Raw genomic sequence first — 20,428 nt, 5'->3', positions numbered from 1 at the left:
GAGGCCATGCTGAACTGCCCCAGAACCGGCCGGTTCGCCGCGGCGTTCCTTGCCGCCGTGGCTCTCTCCCCTGCCTCCCTGGCGGGGGAGAGAAAGGGCCGGCCCTGGACCTTTGAGGATATCCTGCTGGTGCCCGAGGTGAACGAACTCGCGCTTTCGGCAAACGGTCGCTTTGCGATTTACGCGACCGAAACCGCAGACGCTGAAGCAAAGCGCACGCGGGCGCAGATCCGGATCGTCAATATCGGTGCGAGAACGCAGCGCAGTATCGCAAACGCCGACATCGCGAGATCGTTCAAGAATATTCCAGGGACCGAGGACTGGAGCGCCCTTCTCGATATCGGCGAAGGACTGCAGCTTTACCGAATCTCGACCGATGGCAAGATCGGCACGATAGTTAAAAACCGCGAGTTGGTCTCGGTCGGCAAGGCAGACCTTTCCGTAGCTATGGGCGGCGGAACTTCGCCACACGAGATCGGCATTTTGGCCTATGATTGGTCCTCCGACGGGCAATGGCTCTGGTATTCGCTGCTTAAGGCGAAGCCCGGTCAACCGCTTGTTCGCTTTGACGAGGCCGTGACCCGACTGCGCAGCCGCAGGCGATCATCAATTGAGGCCGAAGTCGAATTTTTCCTGCGCGCGCCGGACGGAAGCATCGACAGGATCATCACCCGTCCGACCAGCGATCGAATGGCGATGCACGCGGGCGGCAAGGTTATCTGGCGCGGCGACGAGATTCTTTTCAGGACCGAGGCGCCCGATGGCACGCCCGGCAGCGTCTTCGAGACGCGTGCATGGGACCGCAAGCAGAAGAGCATCCGTATCGTTTCGAACGAGCGCGACGCGCGCACGCTGACGATGCTCAGAGGTCCGCGGGGCGGCGCACTCTCCACTACGGGCATCGGCGCCGCACTCGAACTGAGAGAAAGCGGCCCAGGTGAGGAGCGCCACCGCTACGGCCGATTCGCTTTCACTATCAGCGATCGCAATTACGCGGCCAGCCGCGACGGGCGGAAGGCCATAGTCGGTACCCGCAGCCTCAAAACTTCGCGCTATGGCCTCGCGCTGGTGCAAAGAACCGGCGTGCGCGAAATTTACGGCGCCGGCAGCCTCTCCAAGTGCAGTTTCGATGATCAAATCAGTTTTGCAATCTGCGTGGAGGAAGGCGTTTCGATGCCGCCAAGGCTTGTTCGTGTCGACATTGCCCGCGGCGGCATCGAGCCCATTGTGACGGTATCTCCCCGCCATGAGGAGATTACGCCGCTTCAGGCGCGCGCCAGAACCTGGATCAATCGCAATGGTTACAAGGCGTCGGGCTATGTCCTCTACCCGCGAGACTTTCGTCCGGACACACGCTATCCGGCGATCGTCATCACGCACGGCTTCGACGCTGACGAGCGCTTTGCCAAGGCGGAAAACCAGTGGAACTATCCCGCGCAGCTGTTTGCCGAACGCGGCTATGTCGTGCTGTTGATCAACGATCCGTCGCCCTATCAGTCAGCGGATCTACGCGCGGCCTATAGCGCCTGGTCCCGAGGTAGCGGACCGCCCAATCCGGAGACCGTGAGGCGGCTCATTTGGATTGAAGGCGTCCATAGCCTCGTGGATGCCATAGGCGAGCTGGCGGCCGAGGGCCTCGTCGACCCGGCCCGCGTTGGCATCGCCGGCTACAGCCGCGGTGCGCAGATGGTCAATGTCGCGATTACGCAGACGCAAATCTTCAGCGCCGCGTCGAGCGGTGATGGCGGCTTCCTCGAACCCTCCGGCTACGCCGGATGGCCGGCGAGCTATGATCCCGTCTATGGCGGCTCGCCGATGAGCGAGCATTTTGAACAGTATCGCCGCTTCGCGCCTTCCCTCAATGCCATCAAAGTCTGTACGCCGGTCTTGCAACAGGTTGCCGCCGCTTCCCCGTCGCAGGCCGAACTGTTCGAAGCGCTGCGGGCGGCGAAAGTGCCGACCCAGCTAACCTACTATCCCGGCGCCAGCGCGGCATCGGACGAAACGCACATCTTTCATATCCCGGCGAACCGGATGCTCGCCATGCGTGAGAATATAGCATGGTTCGACTATTGGCTGCGCGGCAAGCGCGATGCAGACGCTCCTTTTCCGGAACGCCTCGCCATGTGGGACCGCATGGCCGAACACGGGAAGCCGCGCTGCGGCACCGCCGAGGCGGCACCTTAGTTCATCCACCATTCCATCGCCGTGCCCAGCTCTCAGCCGCGGCAAATGCAAGAATGCGTTGCTCCCGCGCATTGCCCCGCCAAGACATATCTTCGGGTTCGTCCAAAAGGGATGTATCGATAATCCCCACGCCAGCTAGAACGCCGTGGCGGATCAGCTCGTGAAGGCGATCACGCTGTGTCCTATAGATCGAAAGGTTGAACTCCGCCGGACCGCCTTTCTGCTGCCGCTCAATAATCGTTCTTGGCAGCCGGTTCGAGAAGGCGGCGCGGGCGACGGCGCGGTCGCGTCCGTCGGCTATCCAGTGCCAAGTCGGAATAGAGAGACATAGTTCGACGATCGGCTGGGAGAGCAGAGGCGCGATGTGCGGCGGCGCGCTTCGCCGCGGATATAGCTCGAGGCTTTTCTGGGCTCGCATCAGGAACGCGACATGAACCGTCTTCCCGGGGAGGGCGTCGGCGGGCGCAGAGAGCCATGGATGAGAAAAACCCTGCGCTTCGATCCGCGCCAGCACCTCCCTTTCAAGACCAAGCTCATTGTAGCGCGGCAGATGCGCCCCGCCCGAGCGCCTATGCCGCAACCAAGCGTGCCTGAGCACCGTCACGATGTCGGCGCCGGTGAGGCTGGAGATATCCCGAACTATTTTGCCGAGACCGGTACGCTGTCCTTTGGACAGGAAATGATCGAGCAACGGAACGGCGCTGCGAATGCTGCAAAATATTCCGTCGCCGCCGTTCCCGGAAAAATGCGCGTCGATAGGCATTTCAGAGTGCAATCGCTGATGGATGGCGCCAACCGCCTGTTTGAATATCGGGGAGATCGGCCAGGGGTGGTGAGGCGTGACCGCACGCTCGACGTCGATATCAGCCAGGTCGAGCGGCGCATGACGCAGGCGGATTCCGAGCGAACTTGCGACGGCGTGCGCATAAGGTCGCTCATCGCCAGCAACGCCTGGACTGACGAGCGTTAGGGCCGTCAGCCTTTCCGATCGCGGAGTGGCCGCCACGGCGACGATCGAGGAATCCAGACCGCCAGATGATCCCAGCAGGATCGACGGAAAACAGCTCGACCAAGAGCCGATGCAATCGGCTATCGTCCAGCGAAGCTGGCTCGTTTCCTCTTCGACGGACATTCCGCGGGGAGTCACATGGTCCCATGGTGACCACCATCGCTCGATCCTCGCGCTCCGCCGATCGACCACGAGGCACTCTCCCGCAATCAACTCCTCGACGCCGACAAGACAGGTATTCCGGCCGCGAGCATCTCCCGAGGCTAGAATGCGTCCGATTTCTTCAAAGTCTAATCGGCCCGGTTCGGGCACTACCAAGTCCGTGACATCGCCAGCCAGCGCCGTCGCGCACCCCGAGCGCCGGATGTAGCAAGGCAATAGACCGGATGGGTCCCGCAGCACGTAAAGCGCGCCATCTTCTGCGGCATGCACGAAAACATAGCCGCCCCAATAGCCATTAATCAGCTCCCGCCCATTGGCAGCAACGAGTGCGCTCCCGTCCACCCCCGCCCAATCGCGTACACGCACGCTCGGCGGCCCCTTCCGGAATAGGTATCCGAGTACGACAGTTCTCGCATCGATCGCGACCATTGGCTCATCCGACCAGAGCATCACATTCGCAGCAGTGAAGTCGGGAGCACGTCCGAAAATTTCCTGACCCGACGGAGTTTTCTCGGCGGTGACATTTATGTCGATGTAAAAGCCGCCAGCCATCAGACAGCGAATATCGGTTGGTAGCGACGGATGATATCGAGCGTGTCCGTGAGAACAACGTCGCTGGCCTGCACCCAGCAGTGCGCCGAGAATGGCATCGTTACCCCGAACACAAGGCTTGCGTCACAGCCTCGCTGCGCCAACAGGCGTTTCATCGCAATTCCCCGCACGAGGCATTGGTCGGCGGCGGAGACAAGGCGCCGACTGTGGAGAAAAGCCGCTGCAGTATTCTGGATGACACGCTCGTCACACGAAGCGTTTCGGGGACGGTCTCGCTCGAGTCGCGCCACGATATCGAGAATGCCGTCTCGACGAAGCTCGGCGCGGGCACGGCCTTGCATCCAGATTGCCCGCAAGATTTGCGGCGTAGACGCCGCGCCGAGCGGACCGTCAACAAGACTCTCGACCGCGTGCGTAAAGGCGAGCGGCGTCGGCGAGTCTTCGGCTTGCCCCGGACCGATCAAGCCCGCGGCAAGGAGTTCGGAAAGCGCGGGAGCACTTGGCGTTCCGTTCAAATAGCTGTCGAAGGCAGCGCGCAGATGGGGCGGAAGGAGGAAATAGCGGTCGGCTGACAAATCGAAGAAGATATGATCCCCTCCGATCCGACGATGATAGAGGCCTGGGCGCAATTGAAGTGGCATGGTCGGCAATGGCACGATGGCGGCTACGGCCGGCGTGCCACCGTTCGGCGGCACGCCGATCGCATTCAATCGTCGGTGCTAATCGCGCCGACAAGGCCATAATGATCGCCATCCTCGAAATCGGGCTCGCCGAGTTGCTTGATGCCGCGTGTCTCGACGCTGATGGCGCCGAGATCGATCATTTCCTCATTGTTCAGGGTCTTCATCGCATTTTCCTTTCAAAATACGACTCAATTGAGCCGCATCCGAAAAGCTATTCAGCAGATGATTCGCGTTCCACTTTATAATCAAATGGGGGATGGACAGGTCTCAGGGTCACTGCCCCAGATTTCGTCGTCAGTTGGGTCATCGCAATCGAGAAACATATCGTCGAAATCTTCGAATACGTACGCGACCTGCGCCGTCATCAGCGTAGACATGGGTTCCCCTTCAGCCTCATGGCGCTGCATCATATACGCGATAACCTGGCCGCCAATTTGTCGACGTTCGCCGGGATCCAACTTTTCCTGCGCGAACCGCTGGCGGCGACATGCTCTTATGAGATCGCCCGGAAAGTCCAAGATCTCGATTGCGTTATCGAATCCTGGATTGGAGTAATCCCCATAGCCGAGCGGCTCGCTTTTGAAGTCGTTCGAATAGCGGTAAGCGAAACCTCCAAACTGATCGTCGTTGGGATCATAGTATTAGTGATAAATGTCTGCGGAACCGTTGTCACGTTCCTCCTCCGACATTTCGTTCCAAATTTTACGAAGTCGGTCAGGCGTAAGAACATTGAGCACCGACATATGGATCATGCCCTCGCTGAGGATTTCGTGCGACCAGCGTTGAAACAGAGCTATCGAACCGGTCCCTGATACAAAACCGTCCAAGTGAGGCAGCATCAAGACCTTGGCCGTATACATTAATGGCCGGCCATCGCGGGAGACGAGCGTATCGGTCGCAAGAAAAATGCCCTCGTGGGTGATCGAAAAATTAAGAGCTGTCATTGGGCCTCCATTCGATCCGGTCCCTGAACCTCGGAAGTAAATTTTTTATTTATTAGCAGCGGATTAGGCGGCGCTCCGCAAGGCGGTACGAGGCAGTTGACTCGTCATCCGATGGCAAGGGCGCGATACAGCGGAACTCATGGCCGAGCAAAAACCTCAGGCCTTTGTCGCGCACAGATGAAACCAGCACAGGAGGCCGAGACGGCGGGAAATTTGGTGGTAGCATCCGCCACGGCACCCGCCGCACAGCAGGTAAAGCATTGCCTCGACATCCGCCGCAGCGACCACTTGCGCGGGTGCCCGAGGGCGGCGGATAAAAGGAAGCCAACCCTCGCATTCGGCATCGGTCAGCTCACCAGCAAGCGGCCTTGGTCTACTGGAATAGACGTCATCAATGATGCAAAATGAACAGTCCGGCAACCGACCCGGCGCGACAACATATCCGATGCAACCAAATCGGCAGCAATTTCGCGTGCCGATAAATACATTATTAAGCAATTTCAAACCACTAATTCGAGCATGACAAATATTATGCTAATGCCCGACTGGTCAGTTTCCGACGTTTATGTTGACGAGAATGACACTTACCAAATCACTGCAACCTATGATCTCGCACCCGACGAGTGCGCACGATGTGAAGACCCTGCCCGACTGGTCAAGCGGGGCGCAACAACCAGGATTTTTGTAGATGCACCGGTTCATGGCAGGCACACCTTCATCCATGTCCGACACAACAAATATACTTGTCGCACATGCGGGGCGTCGTTCAAGCAGATCTTGCCAGGAATGCATCACACCCGCCGGATGACCAAGCGCTTGGTGGAATATATCGAGAAACAATCTCTGTTGAAGCCGATTGCTCACGTGGCCGAAGACACTGGCGTGTCTGAGACAACCGTCGGGGAGATCAGCAAGGCGTATTTCGCCAGATTATCCAAACATCATGCGCGCAATTTACGCGCTCCCCGCCACATCGGAATCGACGAACTGGCGCTGGTTAATAAAGAGATGCGGGCGATCTTCATCAATCTTGAGGACAGTTGGCCGTTCGAGTTACTTCCTAACCGAACACTGAAGTCCGTGCAGAATTTTCTTATGAAGCTACCGAACCGCGGGGATGTCGAGGCGGTCACGATGGACATGTGCGATTACTATAGGACGGCCGTAAAGAAAACGATGCCACAGGCTGCCATTATCGTCGACCGATGGCACATGGTTGATAATGTGAACGACGCTATGGATGAAGCGCGCCGCCGATATCAGCGGACCATTCACCTCGACCTCCGAACTGCCCTCAAGGGCGTGAATGGAATTTTTCTCAAACGAAGGGCCGAGCTGAGCGCTAGCGAGCAATTAGAACTCGGAGGCTGGCTCGCAAATTCGGACGAGCTCTATGCCACGTACGAAGCGAAAGAGGCGCTGCTTAGCATCTGGGATTTACACGACCGCGCCGCCGCGGAAACAGCCCTCGACGAGTGGCGGGCGTCGATACCTGACGATCCCTTGCATGTTTTCGCAGCCGTCGCGACCACAATCGACAATTGGCGGACAGAAATATTGAACTTCTTCGACCACGGGCGACTTACAAATGGCCCGACCGAGGCGAGAAACGGCGCTATAAAGCGGGTGTACAATTATGGCGCTGGCTATGATTTTGAATCGATCCGAGCACGCGCGCTTTTTGGAAAGCGCCCGGGCAGACGTAAAGAGGAAGCGGATGCAAAGGACGAGGCGTGGCGCGCGAGAAAACCCGTCTGCATCAGATGTAGACAACCTATAGACGCGGCTGCCCTGATGGAAGATTGGAAGGCCTATGTCGCGCCGCTCATGGAACCCCCGCCCCGCGTTCACGAATACGCCCTGTGCGAGGAATGCTCGAAACCAGACGCATGGTCGTAAGCAAACGTGCGAGGCTGACCCCATTTGGCCAGCCCGTCTGCTCGGGCAACTCTCACTGCGGGTCCAGTTCGATCCAGAACCAGTTTCCCCAACTCCAAAATCCGCTTCTTTTCAAACCGTCCGTTTACCGAACTTCATTTGACTTTCTCGCGTCGGCAATGCGATGAACGGGCGACACGGTCGAACCTGGGTCAAACGGCCGGCACGGAGACAGCAATGACGGATGAGGACGTCGCCCCCGAACAGGGCGAGTTGGCGATCACGCGCACCGGCGATCGGCTTCGGCTGGCGCGGGAAGCGGCTGGTCTGTCGCTCGCCGACGTGGCGACGCGCACGCGCATTACCCAGCGTCATCTCGCCGCGATCGAAAAGTCCGACTTTTCGGAACTTCCGGGCCGGACCTATGTCACCGGTTTCGCGCGCGCCTATGCCCGCGCCGTCGATTTGCCCGAGGCCGAAATCGGCGCTGCGGTGCGTCAGGAACTCGAAGACGACGAATATGGCTCGCGGCCGCTTTACGAAGCCTATGAGCCGACCGATCCCGCGCGTCTGCCGACCGCGCGGCTGACCTGGACGCTGGTTATCGTCACGCTGCTGCTCGCATCGGCCTATGGCGTCTGGCGTTTCCTGTCGGTCGAACCCGACGAGGCTTTGATCGCCGCGCAGAATCGCGCCGCCGACGAATCCGAAGCGCCGCAGAGCGACGCAGCCGCGACGCCCGCAACCAAGGCGGGAGCGGTCGCGGCCAACGCGCCGGTCGTGCTGACCGGCCTGTCGGAAGTCTGGATCGGCTTCGACGATGCGACGGGCAAGACCGAGAATTGGCGCACGCTCGAGGCGGGCGAAGTCTATCAGGTGCCGCCCGCCTATATCGAACAATTCACGCTGCGCACGAGCATCCCGCAAGCGCTGCGAGTCACGGTCGGCGGTCGCGATGTCGGATCGATCGGACCCGCCGATACGCTCGTCAAGGGCGTGTCGCTGAAACCTGCCGATCTTGTCGCGCGCACCGGAGGCGGCGACGCGGCGGCCCCCGCGGGGCCGCGCCCCAACGGCTGACCGCAGCGGCGACCAAGGGCAAACAAGGCCCGAAACGCCGGTCGTTCGGGCCGGTTCGAACGGCAGCACGCCGAAATGGGTTTGCGCTGGCGCCGATTGCCGCGTTATGGACGGCGAAATTGGTTAATCAGTGGGGACCTAACGGCAGATGATGATGCGTCAGATCACTTTCCTCGGAGCGGCAACGATCGCGCTCGCGGCGGCGATGCCAGCGGCGGCGCAGGACAATAATATCGGCAAGCGCGTCGAGCGGCTCGAAAAGGAAATGCGGGCGGTCCAACGCTCGGTCTTTCCCGGCGGCAGCCCGACCTTTTTCGAAGGCGAGATCGCGCCCGACAATACGCCTGGCGAGCGTTCGCGCACCAACGCCCCGGTGATCGACCTGACCGCGCGCGTCGATGCGCTCGAGGCGCAGTTGCAGACGCTCACCGGCCAGACTGAGCAGAATGCCTATCATCTGCGCGAACTCGAAAAGGCGTTCACCGCCTACAAGGCCGAAATGGACAAACGCTTCGCCGATCCGGCAGCGGTTGATCCGGCGGCGGGCGACCCGACCGCAACCCCCGCGAGCCTCGCCCCCGTGGTAAGGGCACCAGCGACTGCCAACGCGACGCCGACGAAAAAGCCCGCCAGCAAGCCCGCGGCAAAGCCCGGCGCACCCGACGCGGCCCGGCTCGCGCTCGTCAAGAAGGTCGAAGTGCCGTCGACGGGCAATGAGACCAAGGACGCCTATGATTATGGCTATCGCCTGTGGGACGCGAAGCTCTATCCCGAGGCGCAGGCACAGCTGAAGACGGTCGCCGAAAAATGGCCGAAGAGCAGCTATGCGAGCTTTGCGCAAAACCTCCTCGGCCGCGCCTATCTCGACGAAGGCAAGCCGAGCCTCGCCGCGGTCGCCTTCTACAACAATTACAAGGACCGCCCGAGCGGCCCGCGCGCGCCGCACAGCCTCGTCTATATGGGCATCGCGCTCGACAAGCTCGGTCGGAAGGCTGACGCCTGCAAGGCGTTCCGCGAGCTCGACGAAGTCTACGGCGACAAGGCGCCGCAGGATGTTCGCACCGATGCTGCCGCCGCAAAAGCAAAAGCAGGCTGCTGATCGCGACGTCGCCGGCCGGCTCGCCGGCGATATCGCGGCGCTGCTCGGCCCCGACTGGCACCGGCTCCATTATGGCGTCGCGGTATCGGGCGGCCCTGACTCAATGGCTTTGCTCTGGCTGATGACCAGCCTGCTGCCCGGCCAGGTCTGGGCGGCGACGGTCGATCATGGTCTGCGCAAGGGATCGGACGACGAAGCGCGGATGGTCGCGGGCTTTTGCGCGCGCGAGCATATCCCGCATTCGACGCTGCGTCCGCCGGCGCCGATCACGGGATCGCAGCAGGCCGCTGCGCGCGCCGAACGCTACCGTCTGCTCGAACAATGGCGCGAGGCAAACGTGCTCGACCATATCGTCACCGCGCATCACGCCGACGACCAGCTCGAAACGATCGTGATGCGGCTTAACCGGTCGAGCGGTGTCGGCGGACTCGCCGCGATCCGCGCGAAGAACGGCCTGATCCTGCGCCCGCTGCTCGACTGGCGGCGCAGCGAGCTGGTGCAGGTCGCACTCGAAAACGACCTTCCCTTCGTGGACGATCCGTCGAACCGCGACGATCGTTTCGACCGCGCACGTCTCCGCCATGCGCTGCGATCGCAGACGGCGCTCGACCCGGTCGCGTCGGCGCGGTCGGCGGCGTGGCTGGCCGAGGCCGACGAGGCGCTCGACTGGGCGGTCGAGCGGCTGATCGCGTCATGGCCCGACGCGTCGGACATCGCGGTGATCCGCGACGATGGCTATCCGCCCGAAATGTTCCGCCGCATCGTCGCGCAGCGCCTGCGCGCCAACGCGCCGCAGCTCGTCCTGCGCGGTGCCTCGCTCGACGGCGTCATCGCCGCGATGCACCAGGGCCGCCGCGCAATGGTCGGCGAACTACTGATCGACGCCGTGCGCGGGCTCGAAGGGACGATCTGGCGCATTTCCGCGGCGCCGCGGCGGAACAGTGGGGTCAGGACCGACAAAAAGGGCTGATTGCCTCATTGTCATTTAACCCGATTATCCTATCTTGTCGGTAACAGCTTCGCGATGTTCGCGGGCGACAGGAAAGATTCCGAATGCAGGACGACAAGGAACCGCAGGGCAACCCCTGGATGAAGAGCGTGATGATCTGGAGCGGCATCCTGCTCGCCATGCTCCTCGTCGCCTCGATGTTCGGCGGCGCCGCGCAGCCCGCGGGCAGCCCGCTCGCTTATTCGGAATTCCGTCAGAAGGTCGAGGAAGGCAGCGTCAAGGACGTCGTGCTGTCCGAAGACAAGGTCACCGGCACACTGTCGAACGGCGACCGCTTCACCGCGAACGTCGTGCGCGATCCCGAACTCTTGAAGATGCTCAACGAAAATGGCGTCAAATATGACGGGAAGGCGGCCGAAGTTCCGAATTTCTGGATGTATATGCTCGTCCAGTCGCTGCCCTTCCTGCTGATCCTCGGCATCGCCTTCTTCGTCTTCCGCCAGGTGCAGAAGAATAACGGCTCGGGCGCGATGGGCTTCGGCAAGTCGCGCGCCAAGATGCTCACCGAAAAGCAGGGACGCGTGACCTTCGACGATGTCGCGGGCATCGATGAGGCGCGCGAAGAGCTCGAGGAAATCGTCGAATTCCTGAAGGATCCGACCAAATTCTCAAAACTCGGCGGCCAGATCCCGAAGGGCGCGCTGCTCGTCGGCTCGCCTGGCACCGGCAAAACCTTGCTCGCCCGCGCGATCGCGGGTGAAGCAGGCGTGCCATTCTTCACCATTTCGGGTTCGGACTTCGTCGAAATGTTCGTCGGCGTTGGTGCTTCGCGCGTCCGCGACATGTTCGAACAGGCGAAGCGCAACGCGCCGTGCATCGTCTTCATCGATGAAATCGACGCGGTCGGCCGCCACCGTGGCGCCGGCCTCGGCAACGGCAATGACGAGCGCGAGCAGACGCTGAACCAGCTCTTGGTTGAGATGGACGGCTTCGAGGCGAACGAAGGCATCATCATCGTCGCGGCGACCAACCGCCCCGACGTGCTCGATCCCGCGCTGCTGCGTCCGGGCCGCTTCGACCGCCAGGTCGTCGTGCCGCGCCCCGATATCGAGGGCCGCCAGAAAATCCTCGAAGTCCACACGCGCAAGAAGCCGCTCGCGCCCGATGTCGACCTCCGCCGCATCGCGCGCGGCACTCCGGGATTCTCGGGCGCCGATCTGGCAAATCTTTGTAACGAAGCGGCGCTGCTCGCCGCGCGCAAGGGCAAGCGCCTGATCGCCTCGAACGAGTTCGAGGAAGCGAAAGACAAGGTGATGATGGGCGCCGAGCGTCGCTCGATGGTGATGACCGAGGACGAAAAGAAGGCAACCGCCTATCACGAAGCCGGTCACGCGCTGGTCTCGCTCCACGTCGAGCATAACGACCCGCTCCACAAGGTCACGATCATCCCGCGCGGACGCGCGCTGGGCGTGACGTGGAACCTGCCCGAACGCGATCGCTATTCGCAGAATATGAAGCAGATGAAAGCGCGCCTCGCGCTCTGCTTCGGCGGCCGCATCGCCGAGCAGCTGATCTACGGCAAGGACGAGCTCAACACCGGCGCCTCGAACGACATTCAGCAGGCGACCGACATGGCCCGCGCGATGGTCATGGAATATGGCATGTCCGAAAAATTGGGCTGGCTGCGCTATCGCGACAACCAGGACGAGGTCTTCCTCGGCCACAGCGTGTCGCGGGCGCAGAATATGTCCGAAGAGACAGCCAAGTTGATCGACGCCGAGGTTCGCCGCCTCGTCGAGGAAGGCGAAAATGTCGCTCGCAAGGTGCTTACCGACCATCTCGACGAACTCCACCTGCTTGCCGGCGCACTGCTCGAATATGAAACGCTGTCGGGCGAGGAAGCGAAGCGCGCGATCAAGGGCGAGGATATCGGCCGCGAGGACGACGCCGACAAGCGCGGCACGCCGGTTTCGGGACATGCCGGCGGTATCCCGCAGATCAAGCGCAAGCCGCGCCCGTTCGGCGACGCCAATCCGCAGGGCGCATAGGGCTTCGGCCTGGCTTGCTTCAAGGATCATTCATTGGCTGGGGGCAAGTGGCGGCGCATGATCAACGCGAAACATGCGCGCCTCCTGCCTGTCCTGCTTACCGCTCCCCTTCTCTGTGCCATGGCGCCGGGTGACATGAGCGTGGCGGCGTTTCTCGCACGCGCGGCGTCGATCGAGCGGCTCGGTCCGCTCGCGCTCGCGACGCCGCAAGGCCATCAGCTCAAGGGCGAGGTCATCGCGGCAGGCAAACGCTACAAGGCACGGATCGACGCCGAACGCCGCGCCGGCCGCAAGACGACGAGTTGTCCGCCTGAGTCGGGCGATCTCAGCCCCGATCAATGGCTGTCGCACCTGCGCAGCTATCCGGTTTCCGTACGGCGGAAGGTCAGCATCTACTCGGCCTTCGACGCGCTCATGAAGAAGCGCTATCCCTGCCCTGCCTGATGCGCCAAAGATGCTGGCGAGGACCAGGGAGGAAGCGATGACGGGCAAGAAGTGGGGCATTCGGGCGGCGGCAGCGCTTCTGGCGGTCGGCGCCCCGCCGGCGCTGGCGCAGAACACAGGCACGCTGACCAGCAAGGTCGAACTCGAAAAATCGATCTCTGCCACAGACGGAAAGCCCGCGACGAAGACGTACCTCACGCCGGACGTCGTCGTACCGGGCGACCGGGTGCGCATCTCGCTCGCCTTCACCAATAACGGCGCGGAACCCGCATCGGGCGTGGTGATCGCCAATCCGATCCCGCAAGCGCTGTTGTTCGACGGCACCGACGACGAAGCGGGTTTCGGCGTCTCGGTCGACGGCGGCAAGCAATTTGCGCCGCTTTCCGATTTGGCGGTGCCGGTCGAAGGCGGAGCGGCCCGCCCGGCCACCGCGGCCGACGTTACGCATGTCCGCTGGAAGTGGGCCGACGCGGTCGCGCCCGGCCAGACACGCACGGTCGCCTTTTTCGGGCGTGTGCGGTAACCCCTCGGAATGACGATCTATTGCGACGAATCGGGCGGGCTCAACGCCGGCGCGATGACCTTCTCGGCAGTGATGCTCACACCCCAGACAGCGACCGAAATCCACGATCGCTTCCGCGGCGTCACCGGGCTTCGCGGCGAACTCAAGGGCAGCCGCATCAGCCTCGTCGAACGCGCCTACCTGCTCGAACTGTTCGACCGCGCCGGCGGCAGGGCGTGGGTCGCGGTCGCCGAGCGCAAGAAGCTGGCGCAGAATCCGGGCGGCACCCTGCCGAGTGATCTCGCGCTCTACGGCGCGTTGCTCAACAGCGCGGTCGGCCACTGGCTTCCGGAAACGGGAGGCGTCTGCACCGACGTCGTGATCGACGACGGGCGCTACGATCCCAAAATCCTGTCGCATGTCCGCGAGGAGATTCAGGCCGGGCTCGGTCAGTGGGGGCGCGCCTCGCTCGCAGACAGCCGCCGCAGCGACGGGGTCCAGATTGCCGATGTGATCGCCAACAGCCTGTTCAACATCGCGGTCGGCTCGCCGCGCGCGCACCGCATCCAGCGCATTCTGGAGCCGATGCTTGCCTCGAAGGCGATCCGGATCGCCGAACTGACGCACGTTGATTGACAAAAGGGCCGCAGTTTCCTGCGGCCCCGTTGGTAATCAATTGTCAGCAGCGCTTATTCGAAGTCGCCGCCACCGCCGGCAGGACTGCGCGGCGGCGCCGCCGCGGTCAGACGCAGCGCTTCGGCCGAGCGGCTGATCGAGCTGATTTCATCGGGCGTGTCGTCATCGTCAACGACGACCTTCTGCATCGAACCGACGAGCGTTTCCTGCAGATCCTTGGGACGAATCGTCTGTTCGGCGATCTCGCGCAGCGCGACGACGGGATTCTTGTCGCGGTCGCGGTCGACGGTCAGTTCCGAACCGCCCGAGATTTCGCGCGCGCGGTGCGCCGAAAGCAGAACCAGGTCGAAGCGGTTGGAAATCTTGTCGACGCAATCCTCGACGGTAACGCGGGCCATGTTGTTTCCTTAATATCGGAGAGGCCAGCCTTTTGGGGCATGGCGGCAAGCGCTGCGCGCTAGCAGGGAGGCCCGCCGATGTCAACCAAAGCGGCGCTCTTGCAGCCGTTACGGCCACAAGCCTATGAGCGGTTGATGACCGACGCCTGCTCCCCCGCCGATCTGCACCAGAGCTTGACGGCGGATGTCGCGGGCCACCGGATCGAACTGCTCTTCGACGGCGGCGACCGGCTGACACGGCTGCTCGATCTGATCAACGGGGCGGCGCACAGCATCGACCTCATCATGTATATCTTTAAGGGCGACGCGGCGGGTCGGCGCATTCTCGATGCCATGCTCGTCGCCGCGAAACGCGGCGTCCGCGTCCGTGCGGTGATCGACAGTTTCGGTTCGGGAGACACACCCGACAGCCTGTTCGCTTCACTCCGCGAAGCGGGCGGCAGTGTTACCTTCTTCTCGCGCCGCTGGCGGTCGACCTATCTGATCCGCAATCATCAAAAGCTGATCCTGATCGACGACTATATTGCGGTTACCGGCGGGTTTAACATTGCCGACGATTATCTGAGCCCGCCCCGCAGCGACTGCTGGTTCGACATTGGCATGATCGTGAAGGGCCCGACGGTCATACAAGCTGCGCGATGGTTCGCCGAGATCCACGATTACACCGTCAACGACGACGGCAAGGTGCTGACCCTGCGACGGCTGATCCGCGAATGGCCGGTCGATGGCGAGGCTGTCTCGTGGCTCGTCGGGGGCCCGACGCAGCGTCTCTCTCCCTGGGCGCGCGCGGTTCGCGCCGACCTTGATGATGCGCGGCAGCTCGATATGGCGATGGCCTATTTCTCGCCGGGCCAGGGAATGCTGCGCCGGCTCGGCCGCGTCGCGCGGCGCGGCCGCGCGCGGTTCGTGATGGCGGGCAAGTCGGACAATCCGGCAACGATCGGCGCGTCGCGGCTGCTCTATGGCTATCTGCTGCGCAAGACCGGCGAGGTCTGGGAATATCGGCCGTGCCGGCTGCACATGAAGCTGATCGTCATCGACGATGTCGTTTATATCGGATCGGCCAATTTCGACGTGCGCAGCCTGTTCGTGAACGTCGAAGTGATGGTGCGGATCGCCGACGCGGGCTTCGCCGAAAGGATGCGCAACTTCCTCGCGGCGCTGCGGCCCGACTGCGAGATCATCACGTCGCAATCGCACAAGGCGCGCGGCAGCTGGCTGACGCGGCTGCGCTGGACGCTCGCCTGGTTCGTCGTCGGCGTCGTCGATTATACGGTGTCGCGAAAACTCAACTTCGGGCTCGGCGATCCTGACCCGGAAGTTTAGTCCCTTGGACGTTCAGTCCTTCCAGCCCCAGAAGAGGAAGCAGGGCGGGACATTGACCCATTCGAACGCATTGTCGATGCGGTTGAAGTGCGCCGCGAGGAAATCACGCGCGCGGGCGCGGAATTGATAGACGAGGAAAGCGCCGCCCGGACGTAATACGCGGTGCGTCGCCGCTGCGATGGCGGGGCCGACGCCGGCGGGCAGCGTCGAGAATGGCAGACCGGAGAGGACATAATCGGCCTTTTCGAAGCCATGCGCGCGGATAATTTCCTCGACGTCCGCCGCTGAGCCATGAACCGCGATAAAGCGGCTGTCGCGGATATCCCCCCGAAGATAATCGATGAAGTCCTCGTTGGTATCGATCGCGATCAGCGTCGCGTCGCCCGTCATCCGTTCGAGGACCGGACGGCAGAATGTACCCACGCCCGGACCATATTCGACGAACAGCTTGGTATTCTTCCAGTCGACGGGCTTCAGCATATGGCGGATCAGCGTCGGCGACGACGGCACGATCGATCCCACCATGACCGGGTGCTTGATGAAGCCGCGCACGAACATGCCCCACGGCCCGAAAAAGCGTTTGAGGCCCACGCGCAGCCGGCGGGCCAGCGGGACTTTCGTTTGTTGGGCCTGCGCCCGCGGATTGGTCATGATGGCTTTCGCGTTGTTGCGGTTGATCAAATGCGTGGCAAAATCGTGACGGTCGCGCAAGGAAAGAGTCTGTCTTGACTCTGGACAGCGGGACGCTCGCGTGTAGGGAGAAGCCACGTTACCGAAGGCAACAAAGAGGGGGCGGACATGGCGACGACATCGCATTCCATCCCCTCGGACCGCATGGCGGTGCTGTTTGCCGTCATGCTCGTCGCAGCAGCGGGCAATACCGCGATGCAGTCGATCCTGCCCGCCATCGGCGCCAAGCTGCACATTCCCGACGTGTGGGTCAGCCTCGCGTTCAGCTGGTCGGCGCTGCTCTGGGTGCTCACCGCACCGCACTGGGCGCGCCAATCGGACAAACGTGGACGCAAGGCGCTGATGGCGCTGGGCGTCATCGGCTTCCTTTCGTCGATGGCGCTGTGTGGCTTCGTGCTCTGGTCGGGGCTCGAAGGCTGGTTGGCAGCGGGCATGACCTTCATCCTCTTTGCGCTGTTCCGCAGCCTCTACGGCGGGTTCGGCTCGGCTGCGCCCCCCGCGGTGCAGGCCTACGTCGCCGCACGCACCGACCCCGAACAGCGTACGCAGGCGCTGTCGCTCGTATCCTCATCCTTCGGATTAGGCACCGTCATCGGCCCGGCGATCGCTCCCTTCTTCATCCTTCCCATTGTCGGCCTCGCCGGCCCGCTCCTGGTCTTCGCGCTGATCGGCTTGGCCGTGCTCATCGCGCTACGCTGGCGTCTGCCCAACGATGTCCCGCGCTTTGCGGCGCGCGGGGCGATCGCCTCTTATCCCACGACCGCGGGATCTCCGCAGACCGCCGCCGACGAAGACGAAGAGCAGGACCTCGACCGAACCGACATCACACCGGAGACACTCCGCTGGGCGGACAAGCGCGTGCGCCCGTGGCTGCTCGCGGGCTTCTTCGGCGGGCAGGCGCAGGCGATGATGCTCGGGGTAATCGGCTTCCTGATCCTCGACCGCCTGCACCTCCGCCTAAGCCCCGACGAGGGTGCTGCGATGACAGGGATCGTGCTGATGGCGGGCGCATTCGCGACATTGCTTTCGCAATGGGGGTTGATTCCCTTGCTAAAAATGTCGCCGCGGACTGCGGTGCTGTGCGGATCGGCGCTCGGCGGGCTCGGGACCGTGATGACCGGGCTGTCTTATGACTTCCACGGCATCATCATCGGTTTTGCCCTCGCCTCGCTCGGTTTCGGCCTGTTCCGGCCCGGCTTCACCGCCGGCGCCTCGCTCTCGGTTCCGCGGCGCGATCAAGGAGCGGTCGCCGGCATGACCGCGTCCATCAACGGCTCGGCCTATATCGTATCGCCCGCCATCGGCGTGCTGCTCTACAACTGGCATCCCATGGTCGCATATGGCCTGATGGCAGGCTTCTGCGGCTGGCTGATCCTGTGGGGCTGGTCGGCGCTGAGACAGAACCAGCCCCAAGCGTCCTAGTCTTTCGGTTCCTCATGCTTCCGCTCGCGGACGGGCTTGAGCATGCCGGGTGCGAAGAAGCCGATCGGGTCGATGCTCATTGCGGCCTGCTTGATCTCGCCCTGGATCTTTTCATAGTCCCGCTCCATCGCTTCGGTCACCGAAGCGCGGGTGTCCTTGAGCGCGGCCTCGAAGTCCTCCATCATCACCGTATCGCTGCCCATTGAGCGCTTGAGCGCCGCAAGACCCGCACGCCGGGTCAGATCCTCCAGGTCGGCGCCGGTGAAGCGATCGGATTTTTCGGCGAGGACGCCTAGATCGACGTCGTCCGCGAGCGGCATCTTCGCCGTCTGGATTTCGAGGATGCGCTTGCGCCCCTCGCCATTCGGCACCGAGACGTAGATGAGTTCGTCAAGCCGCCCCGGGCGCAGCAGCGCGGGGTCGATCAGGTTCGGGCGGTTCGTCGCGCCGATGACGACGACCGATTGCATCTCCTCGATCCCATCCATCTCAGCGAGGATCGTGTTGACGACGCGTTCGGTCACCTGCGGTTCGCCCGATGTTCCGCTGCCCCGCGCGGGAACCAGGCTATCGAGCTCATCGATAAAAATGATCGTCGGTGCGACGGCTCGCGCACGCTGAAACAGGCGCGCGATCTGCTGCTCGCTCTCGCCATACCATTTCGACAAGAGGTCCGACGATTTGATCGAGATGAAGTTCGCGTCCGATTCGCGCGCCGCGGCCTTGGCGAGTAGGGTCTTGCCGGTTCCGGGCGGGCCATAGAGCAGAAAGCCCTTCGCCGGACGGATGCCCAGTCGCCGGAACGCCTCGGGATTCTTCAGCGGCAGCTCGATCCCTTCGATCAGCTTGTCCCGCGCCGCGTCGAGGCCCCCGATGTCGCTCCAGCGCGTCTTGGGTGCCTGCACCATCACTTCGCGCATCGCCGACGGCTGGACGCGTTTCAGCGCATTGTTGAAGTCCTCGCGCGTCACGCGCAATTCCTCGAGCACCTCGGGGGGGATCGTCCCTTCCTCGAGATTGAGCTTGGGCATGATCCGGCGAACGGCTTCGATCGCTGCTTCGCGTGTCAGCGCCGCCATATCGGCGCCAACGAAACCGAAGGTCGTTCGCGACAGCTCGTCCAGATCGACATTGTCGGCGAGCGGCATGCCGCGCGTGTGGATACCCAATATCTCGCGGCGCCCCTTCTCGTCGGGAACGCCGATCACGATCTCGCGGTCAAAACGACCGGGACGGCGCAGCGCCTCGTCGATCGCGTCGGGGCGATTGGTGGCGGCAATGACGACCAGATTCGTCCGCGGTTCGAGCCCGTCCATCAGCGTCAGCAACTGCGCCACCAGCCGCTTTTCGGCCTCGCCCTGCACCTGCCCGCGCTTCGGCGCGATCGAATCGATCTCGTCGATGAACAGGATCGAAGGAGCCGACTTCGCCGCCTGCTCGAAAATATCGCGCAACCGCTTTTCGGACTCGCCATAGGCGCTGCCCATGATCTCGGGCCCGTTGATCAGGAAGAATTGCGCTTCGCTCTCATTGGCAACGGCGCGTGCGAGCCGCGTCTTGCCCGTTCCCGGCGGGCCGTGGAGGAGCACGCCGCGCGGCGGATCGACGCCAAGACGCCGGAAAAGTTCAGGATAACGCAGCGGCAGTTCGACCATCTCGCGTAACTGGTCGATCGTTTCGCCCAGCCCGCCGAGGTCGTCGTAGGTGACATCAGTGCGGCGGGCGTCCTGCGGCTCCTGATATTCGGGGAGCAATTCGATTTCGGTATTCTCGTCGACGAAAACAACGCCCTTGGGGCTCGCCGACACAACGAGCAGGCGCACTTCGGCGAGCGCATAGGCTGGCGCGTTGAGCATTTGGCGAAGCTGCGGCGGCATATCACCCGACGGCAGCCGCTGCTGTCCCGCAGTCGCGACCGTATCGCCTGCGACGACCGGACGGCCAAAAAAGCTGCGCTTCAGTGCGTTCGCCGAACCCTGAAGCCGAAGATTTTCCTGTGCCGGTGCGAACACCACGCGGGTCGCGGGGCGGGCCTCGACGCGGGTCAGGACCACCATGTCGCCCGCGCCCGCGCCAGCGTTGGCGCGCTGCAAGCCATCGAGGCGGATAACCTCCAGCCCCTCGTCTTCCGCATAGGGTGCCACAACGCGCGAGGCCGTCTGCCGCTTGCCGCTGATCTCGATGATATCGCCTTCGGTAACGCCAAGTTCAGCCATCGCAGAGCGCGGAATGCGGGCGATGCCACCGCCGCTTTCCTCGGCGCGCGAATTCGCCACCTGCAGTTTCACCTGTTTTTCTTTCACTGCCGCTTCGGCCAATGCGCGTCTCCCTCAATAAGGTCAGAATGCGAAACATAGGTTGTCGTTCCCGATTTGCGACCCCGCTTCGCCGTCGATCTATGACGCACTGCACAAAATTC

19 protein-coding genes are annotated in these 20,428 nt (G+C 62.6%); 11 read left to right on the top strand and 8 right to left on the bottom strand.

Annotated features, from left to right (window positions below; all coding sequences use genetic code 11):
* The first annotated feature begins 6 nt into the window (after positions 1-6).
* A complete protein-coding gene (locus OVY29_RS04135; RefSeq protein WP_313911009.1) occupies positions 7-2,187 on the top strand; it encodes a prolyl oligopeptidase family serine peptidase in 2,181 nt (726 codons plus the stop codon).
* A 1-nt stretch (position 2,188) separates the two neighbouring features.
* Here OVY29_RS04135 and OVY29_RS04130 read toward each other — a convergent pair whose 3' ends face one another.
* From OVY29_RS04130 to OVY29_RS04110, 5 genes are all read right to left on the bottom strand, one after another.
* Positions 2,189-3,910: an asparagine synthase-related protein gene (locus tag OVY29_RS04130; RefSeq protein ID WP_313911008.1), complete on the bottom strand. Its 1,722-nt coding sequence runs from the start codon at positions 3,908-3,910 to the stop codon at positions 2,189-2,191.
* Positions 3,910-4,620 (bottom strand): lasso peptide biosynthesis B2 protein, encoded by a 711-nt coding sequence (locus tag OVY29_RS04125; RefSeq protein WP_313911007.1) that lies wholly within the window; start codon positions 4,618-4,620, stop codon positions 3,910-3,912. Before OVY29_RS04125 ends, OVY29_RS04130 begins: the two co-directional genes overlap by 1 nt.
* Positions 4,617-4,757 (bottom strand): hypothetical protein, encoded by a 141-nt coding sequence (locus OVY29_RS04120; RefSeq protein ID WP_161786571.1) that lies wholly within the window; start codon positions 4,755-4,757, stop codon positions 4,617-4,619. The genes OVY29_RS04125 and OVY29_RS04120 overlap by 4 nt, the downstream gene beginning before the upstream one ends.
* Before the next feature lie 81 nt (positions 4,758-4,838).
* Positions 4,839-5,111, bottom strand: coding sequence for a hypothetical protein (locus OVY29_RS04115; protein WP_313911006.1), 273 nt, complete (start codon positions 5,109-5,111; stop codon positions 4,839-4,841).
* A 123-nt stretch (positions 5,112-5,234) separates the two neighbouring features.
* Positions 5,235-5,537, bottom strand: coding sequence for a hypothetical protein (locus OVY29_RS04110; protein ID WP_313911005.1), 303 nt, complete (start codon positions 5,535-5,537; stop codon positions 5,235-5,237).
* 519 nt (positions 5,538-6,056) lie between these two features.
* On the opposite strand from OVY29_RS04110, the gene OVY29_RS04105 reads away from it, so the two are divergent.
* From OVY29_RS04105 to OVY29_RS04070, 8 genes are all read left to right on the top strand, one after another.
* The gene (locus OVY29_RS04105) at positions 6,057-7,436 is read left to right on the top strand and encodes an ISL3 family transposase (protein ID WP_081933195.1); all 1,380 of its coding nucleotides are present in this window, start codon (positions 6,057-6,059) and stop codon (positions 7,434-7,436) included.
* A gap of 216 nt (positions 7,437-7,652) precedes the next feature.
* Complete coding sequence (locus OVY29_RS04100; protein WP_313911004.1) at positions 7,653-8,495, top strand: helix-turn-helix domain-containing protein; 843 nt, start codon at positions 7,653-7,655, stop codon at positions 8,493-8,495.
* A 148-nt stretch (positions 8,496-8,643) separates the two neighbouring features.
* Complete coding sequence (locus tag OVY29_RS04095) at positions 8,644-9,594, top strand: hypothetical protein (protein ID WP_313911003.1); 951 nt, start codon at positions 8,644-8,646, stop codon at positions 9,592-9,594.
* Positions 9,548-10,564 (top strand): tRNA lysidine(34) synthetase TilS, encoded by a 1,017-nt coding sequence (gene tilS, locus OVY29_RS04090; protein ID WP_313911002.1) that lies wholly within the window; start codon positions 9,548-9,550, stop codon positions 10,562-10,564. The genes OVY29_RS04095 and tilS overlap by 47 nt, the downstream gene beginning before the upstream one ends.
* A gap of 83 nt (positions 10,565-10,647) precedes the next feature.
* Positions 10,648-12,591 (top strand): ATP-dependent zinc metalloprotease FtsH, encoded by a 1,944-nt coding sequence (gene ftsH, locus OVY29_RS04085; RefSeq protein WP_037557028.1) that lies wholly within the window; start codon positions 10,648-10,650, stop codon positions 12,589-12,591.
* Positions 12,592-12,624: 33 nt separating this feature from the next.
* Positions 12,625-13,035 (top strand): hypothetical protein, encoded by a 411-nt coding sequence (locus tag OVY29_RS04080; protein WP_313911001.1) that lies wholly within the window; start codon positions 12,625-12,627, stop codon positions 13,033-13,035.
* A gap of 37 nt (positions 13,036-13,072) precedes the next feature.
* Positions 13,073-13,558, top strand: a complete 486-nt coding sequence (locus tag OVY29_RS04075) for a hypothetical protein (protein ID WP_052182418.1) — start codon at positions 13,073-13,075, stop codon at positions 13,556-13,558.
* A gap of 9 nt (positions 13,559-13,567) precedes the next feature.
* On the top strand, positions 13,568-14,173 hold the full coding sequence (locus OVY29_RS04070) for a DUF3800 domain-containing protein (protein WP_037557030.1): 606 nt from the start codon (positions 13,568-13,570) through the stop codon (positions 14,171-14,173).
* A 53-nt stretch (positions 14,174-14,226) separates the two neighbouring features.
* On the opposite strand, the gene rpoZ is transcribed toward OVY29_RS04070, so the two are convergent.
* The gene (rpoZ, locus tag OVY29_RS04065; protein ID WP_037557031.1) at positions 14,227-14,571 is read right to left on the bottom strand and encodes a DNA-directed RNA polymerase subunit omega; all 345 of its coding nucleotides are present in this window, start codon (positions 14,569-14,571) and stop codon (positions 14,227-14,229) included.
* 78 nt (positions 14,572-14,649) lie between these two features.
* Here rpoZ and OVY29_RS04060 point away from each other — a divergent pair, with 78 nt between their 5' ends.
* The gene (locus tag OVY29_RS04060) at positions 14,650-15,897 is read left to right on the top strand and encodes a phosphatidylserine/phosphatidylglycerophosphate/cardiolipin synthase family protein (protein WP_313911000.1); all 1,248 of its coding nucleotides are present in this window, start codon (positions 14,650-14,652) and stop codon (positions 15,895-15,897) included.
* Between the two features lie 12 nt (positions 15,898-15,909).
* Here the strand turns inward: OVY29_RS04060 and OVY29_RS04055 are convergent, their stop codons facing one another.
* Entirely contained in the window at positions 15,910-16,548 is a 639-nt protein-coding gene (locus OVY29_RS04055; RefSeq protein ID WP_152567677.1) for a class I SAM-dependent methyltransferase, read from the bottom strand.
* Between the two features lie 147 nt (positions 16,549-16,695).
* On the opposite strand from OVY29_RS04055, the gene OVY29_RS04050 reads away from it, so the two are divergent.
* Positions 16,696-18,009, top strand: a complete 1,314-nt coding sequence (locus OVY29_RS04050) for an MFS transporter (RefSeq protein ID WP_037557032.1) — start codon at positions 16,696-16,698, stop codon at positions 18,007-18,009.
* Here OVY29_RS04050 and OVY29_RS04045 read toward each other — a convergent pair.
* Complete coding sequence (locus tag OVY29_RS04045; RefSeq protein ID WP_037557033.1) at positions 18,006-20,327, bottom strand: CDC48 family AAA ATPase; 2,322 nt, start codon at positions 20,325-20,327, stop codon at positions 18,006-18,008. The genes OVY29_RS04050 and OVY29_RS04045 overlap by 4 nt on opposite strands.
* Between the last annotated feature and the right edge of the window lie 101 nt (positions 20,328-20,428).

It is taken from the genome of Sphingopyxis sp. SE2, assembly GCF_032227185.1.
Lineage (GTDB): Bacteria > Pseudomonadota > Alphaproteobacteria > Sphingomonadales > Sphingomonadaceae > Sphingopyxis.
The sequence above is the reverse complement of the archived record's forward strand: the minus strand, read 5'-3'. Positions and strand labels throughout refer to the sequence as shown.

Bases quoted from the DNA above. Each gene is read 5' to 3' on its own strand.
- OVY29_RS04135 (WP_313911009.1), top strand. From the start codon at position 7: ATGCTGAACTGCCCCAGAACCGGCCGGTTCGCCGCGGCGTTCCTTGCC.
- OVY29_RS04130 (WP_313911008.1), bottom strand. From the start codon at position 3,910: ATGGCTGGCGGCTTTTACATCGACATAAATGTCACCGCCGAGAAAACT.
- OVY29_RS04120 (WP_161786571.1), bottom strand. From the start codon at position 4,757: ATGAAGACCCTGAACAATGAGGAAATGATCGATCTCGGCGCCATCAGC.
- OVY29_RS04110 (WP_313911005.1), bottom strand. From the start codon at position 5,537: ATGACAGCTCTTAATTTTTCGATCACCCACGAGGGCATTTTTCTTGCG.
- OVY29_RS04105 (WP_081933195.1), top strand. From the start codon at position 6,057: ATGACAAATATTATGCTAATGCCCGACTGGTCAGTTTCCGACGTTTAT.
- OVY29_RS04100 (WP_313911004.1), top strand. From the start codon at position 7,653: ATGACGGATGAGGACGTCGCCCCCGAACAGGGCGAGTTGGCGATCACG.
- OVY29_RS04095 (WP_313911003.1), top strand. From the start codon at position 8,644: ATGATGATGCGTCAGATCACTTTCCTCGGAGCGGCAACGATCGCGCTC.
- tilS (WP_313911002.1), top strand. From the start codon at position 9,548: ATGTTCGCACCGATGCTGCCGCCGCAAAAGCAAAAGCAGGCTGCTGAT.
- ftsH (WP_037557028.1), top strand. From the start codon at position 10,648: ATGCAGGACGACAAGGAACCGCAGGGCAACCCCTGGATGAAGAGCGTG.
- OVY29_RS04075 (WP_052182418.1), top strand. From the start codon at position 13,073: ATGACGGGCAAGAAGTGGGGCATTCGGGCGGCGGCAGCGCTTCTGGCG.
- OVY29_RS04070 (WP_037557030.1), top strand. From the start codon at position 13,568: ATGACGATCTATTGCGACGAATCGGGCGGGCTCAACGCCGGCGCGATG.
- rpoZ (WP_037557031.1), bottom strand. From the start codon at position 14,571: ATGGCCCGCGTTACCGTCGAGGATTGCGTCGACAAGATTTCCAACCGC.
- OVY29_RS04060 (WP_313911000.1), top strand. From the start codon at position 14,650: ATGTCAACCAAAGCGGCGCTCTTGCAGCCGTTACGGCCACAAGCCTAT.
- OVY29_RS04055 (WP_152567677.1), bottom strand. From the start codon at position 16,548: ATGACCAATCCGCGGGCGCAGGCCCAACAAACGAAAGTCCCGCTGGCC.
- OVY29_RS04050 (WP_037557032.1), top strand. From the start codon at position 16,696: ATGGCGACGACATCGCATTCCATCCCCTCGGACCGCATGGCGGTGCTG.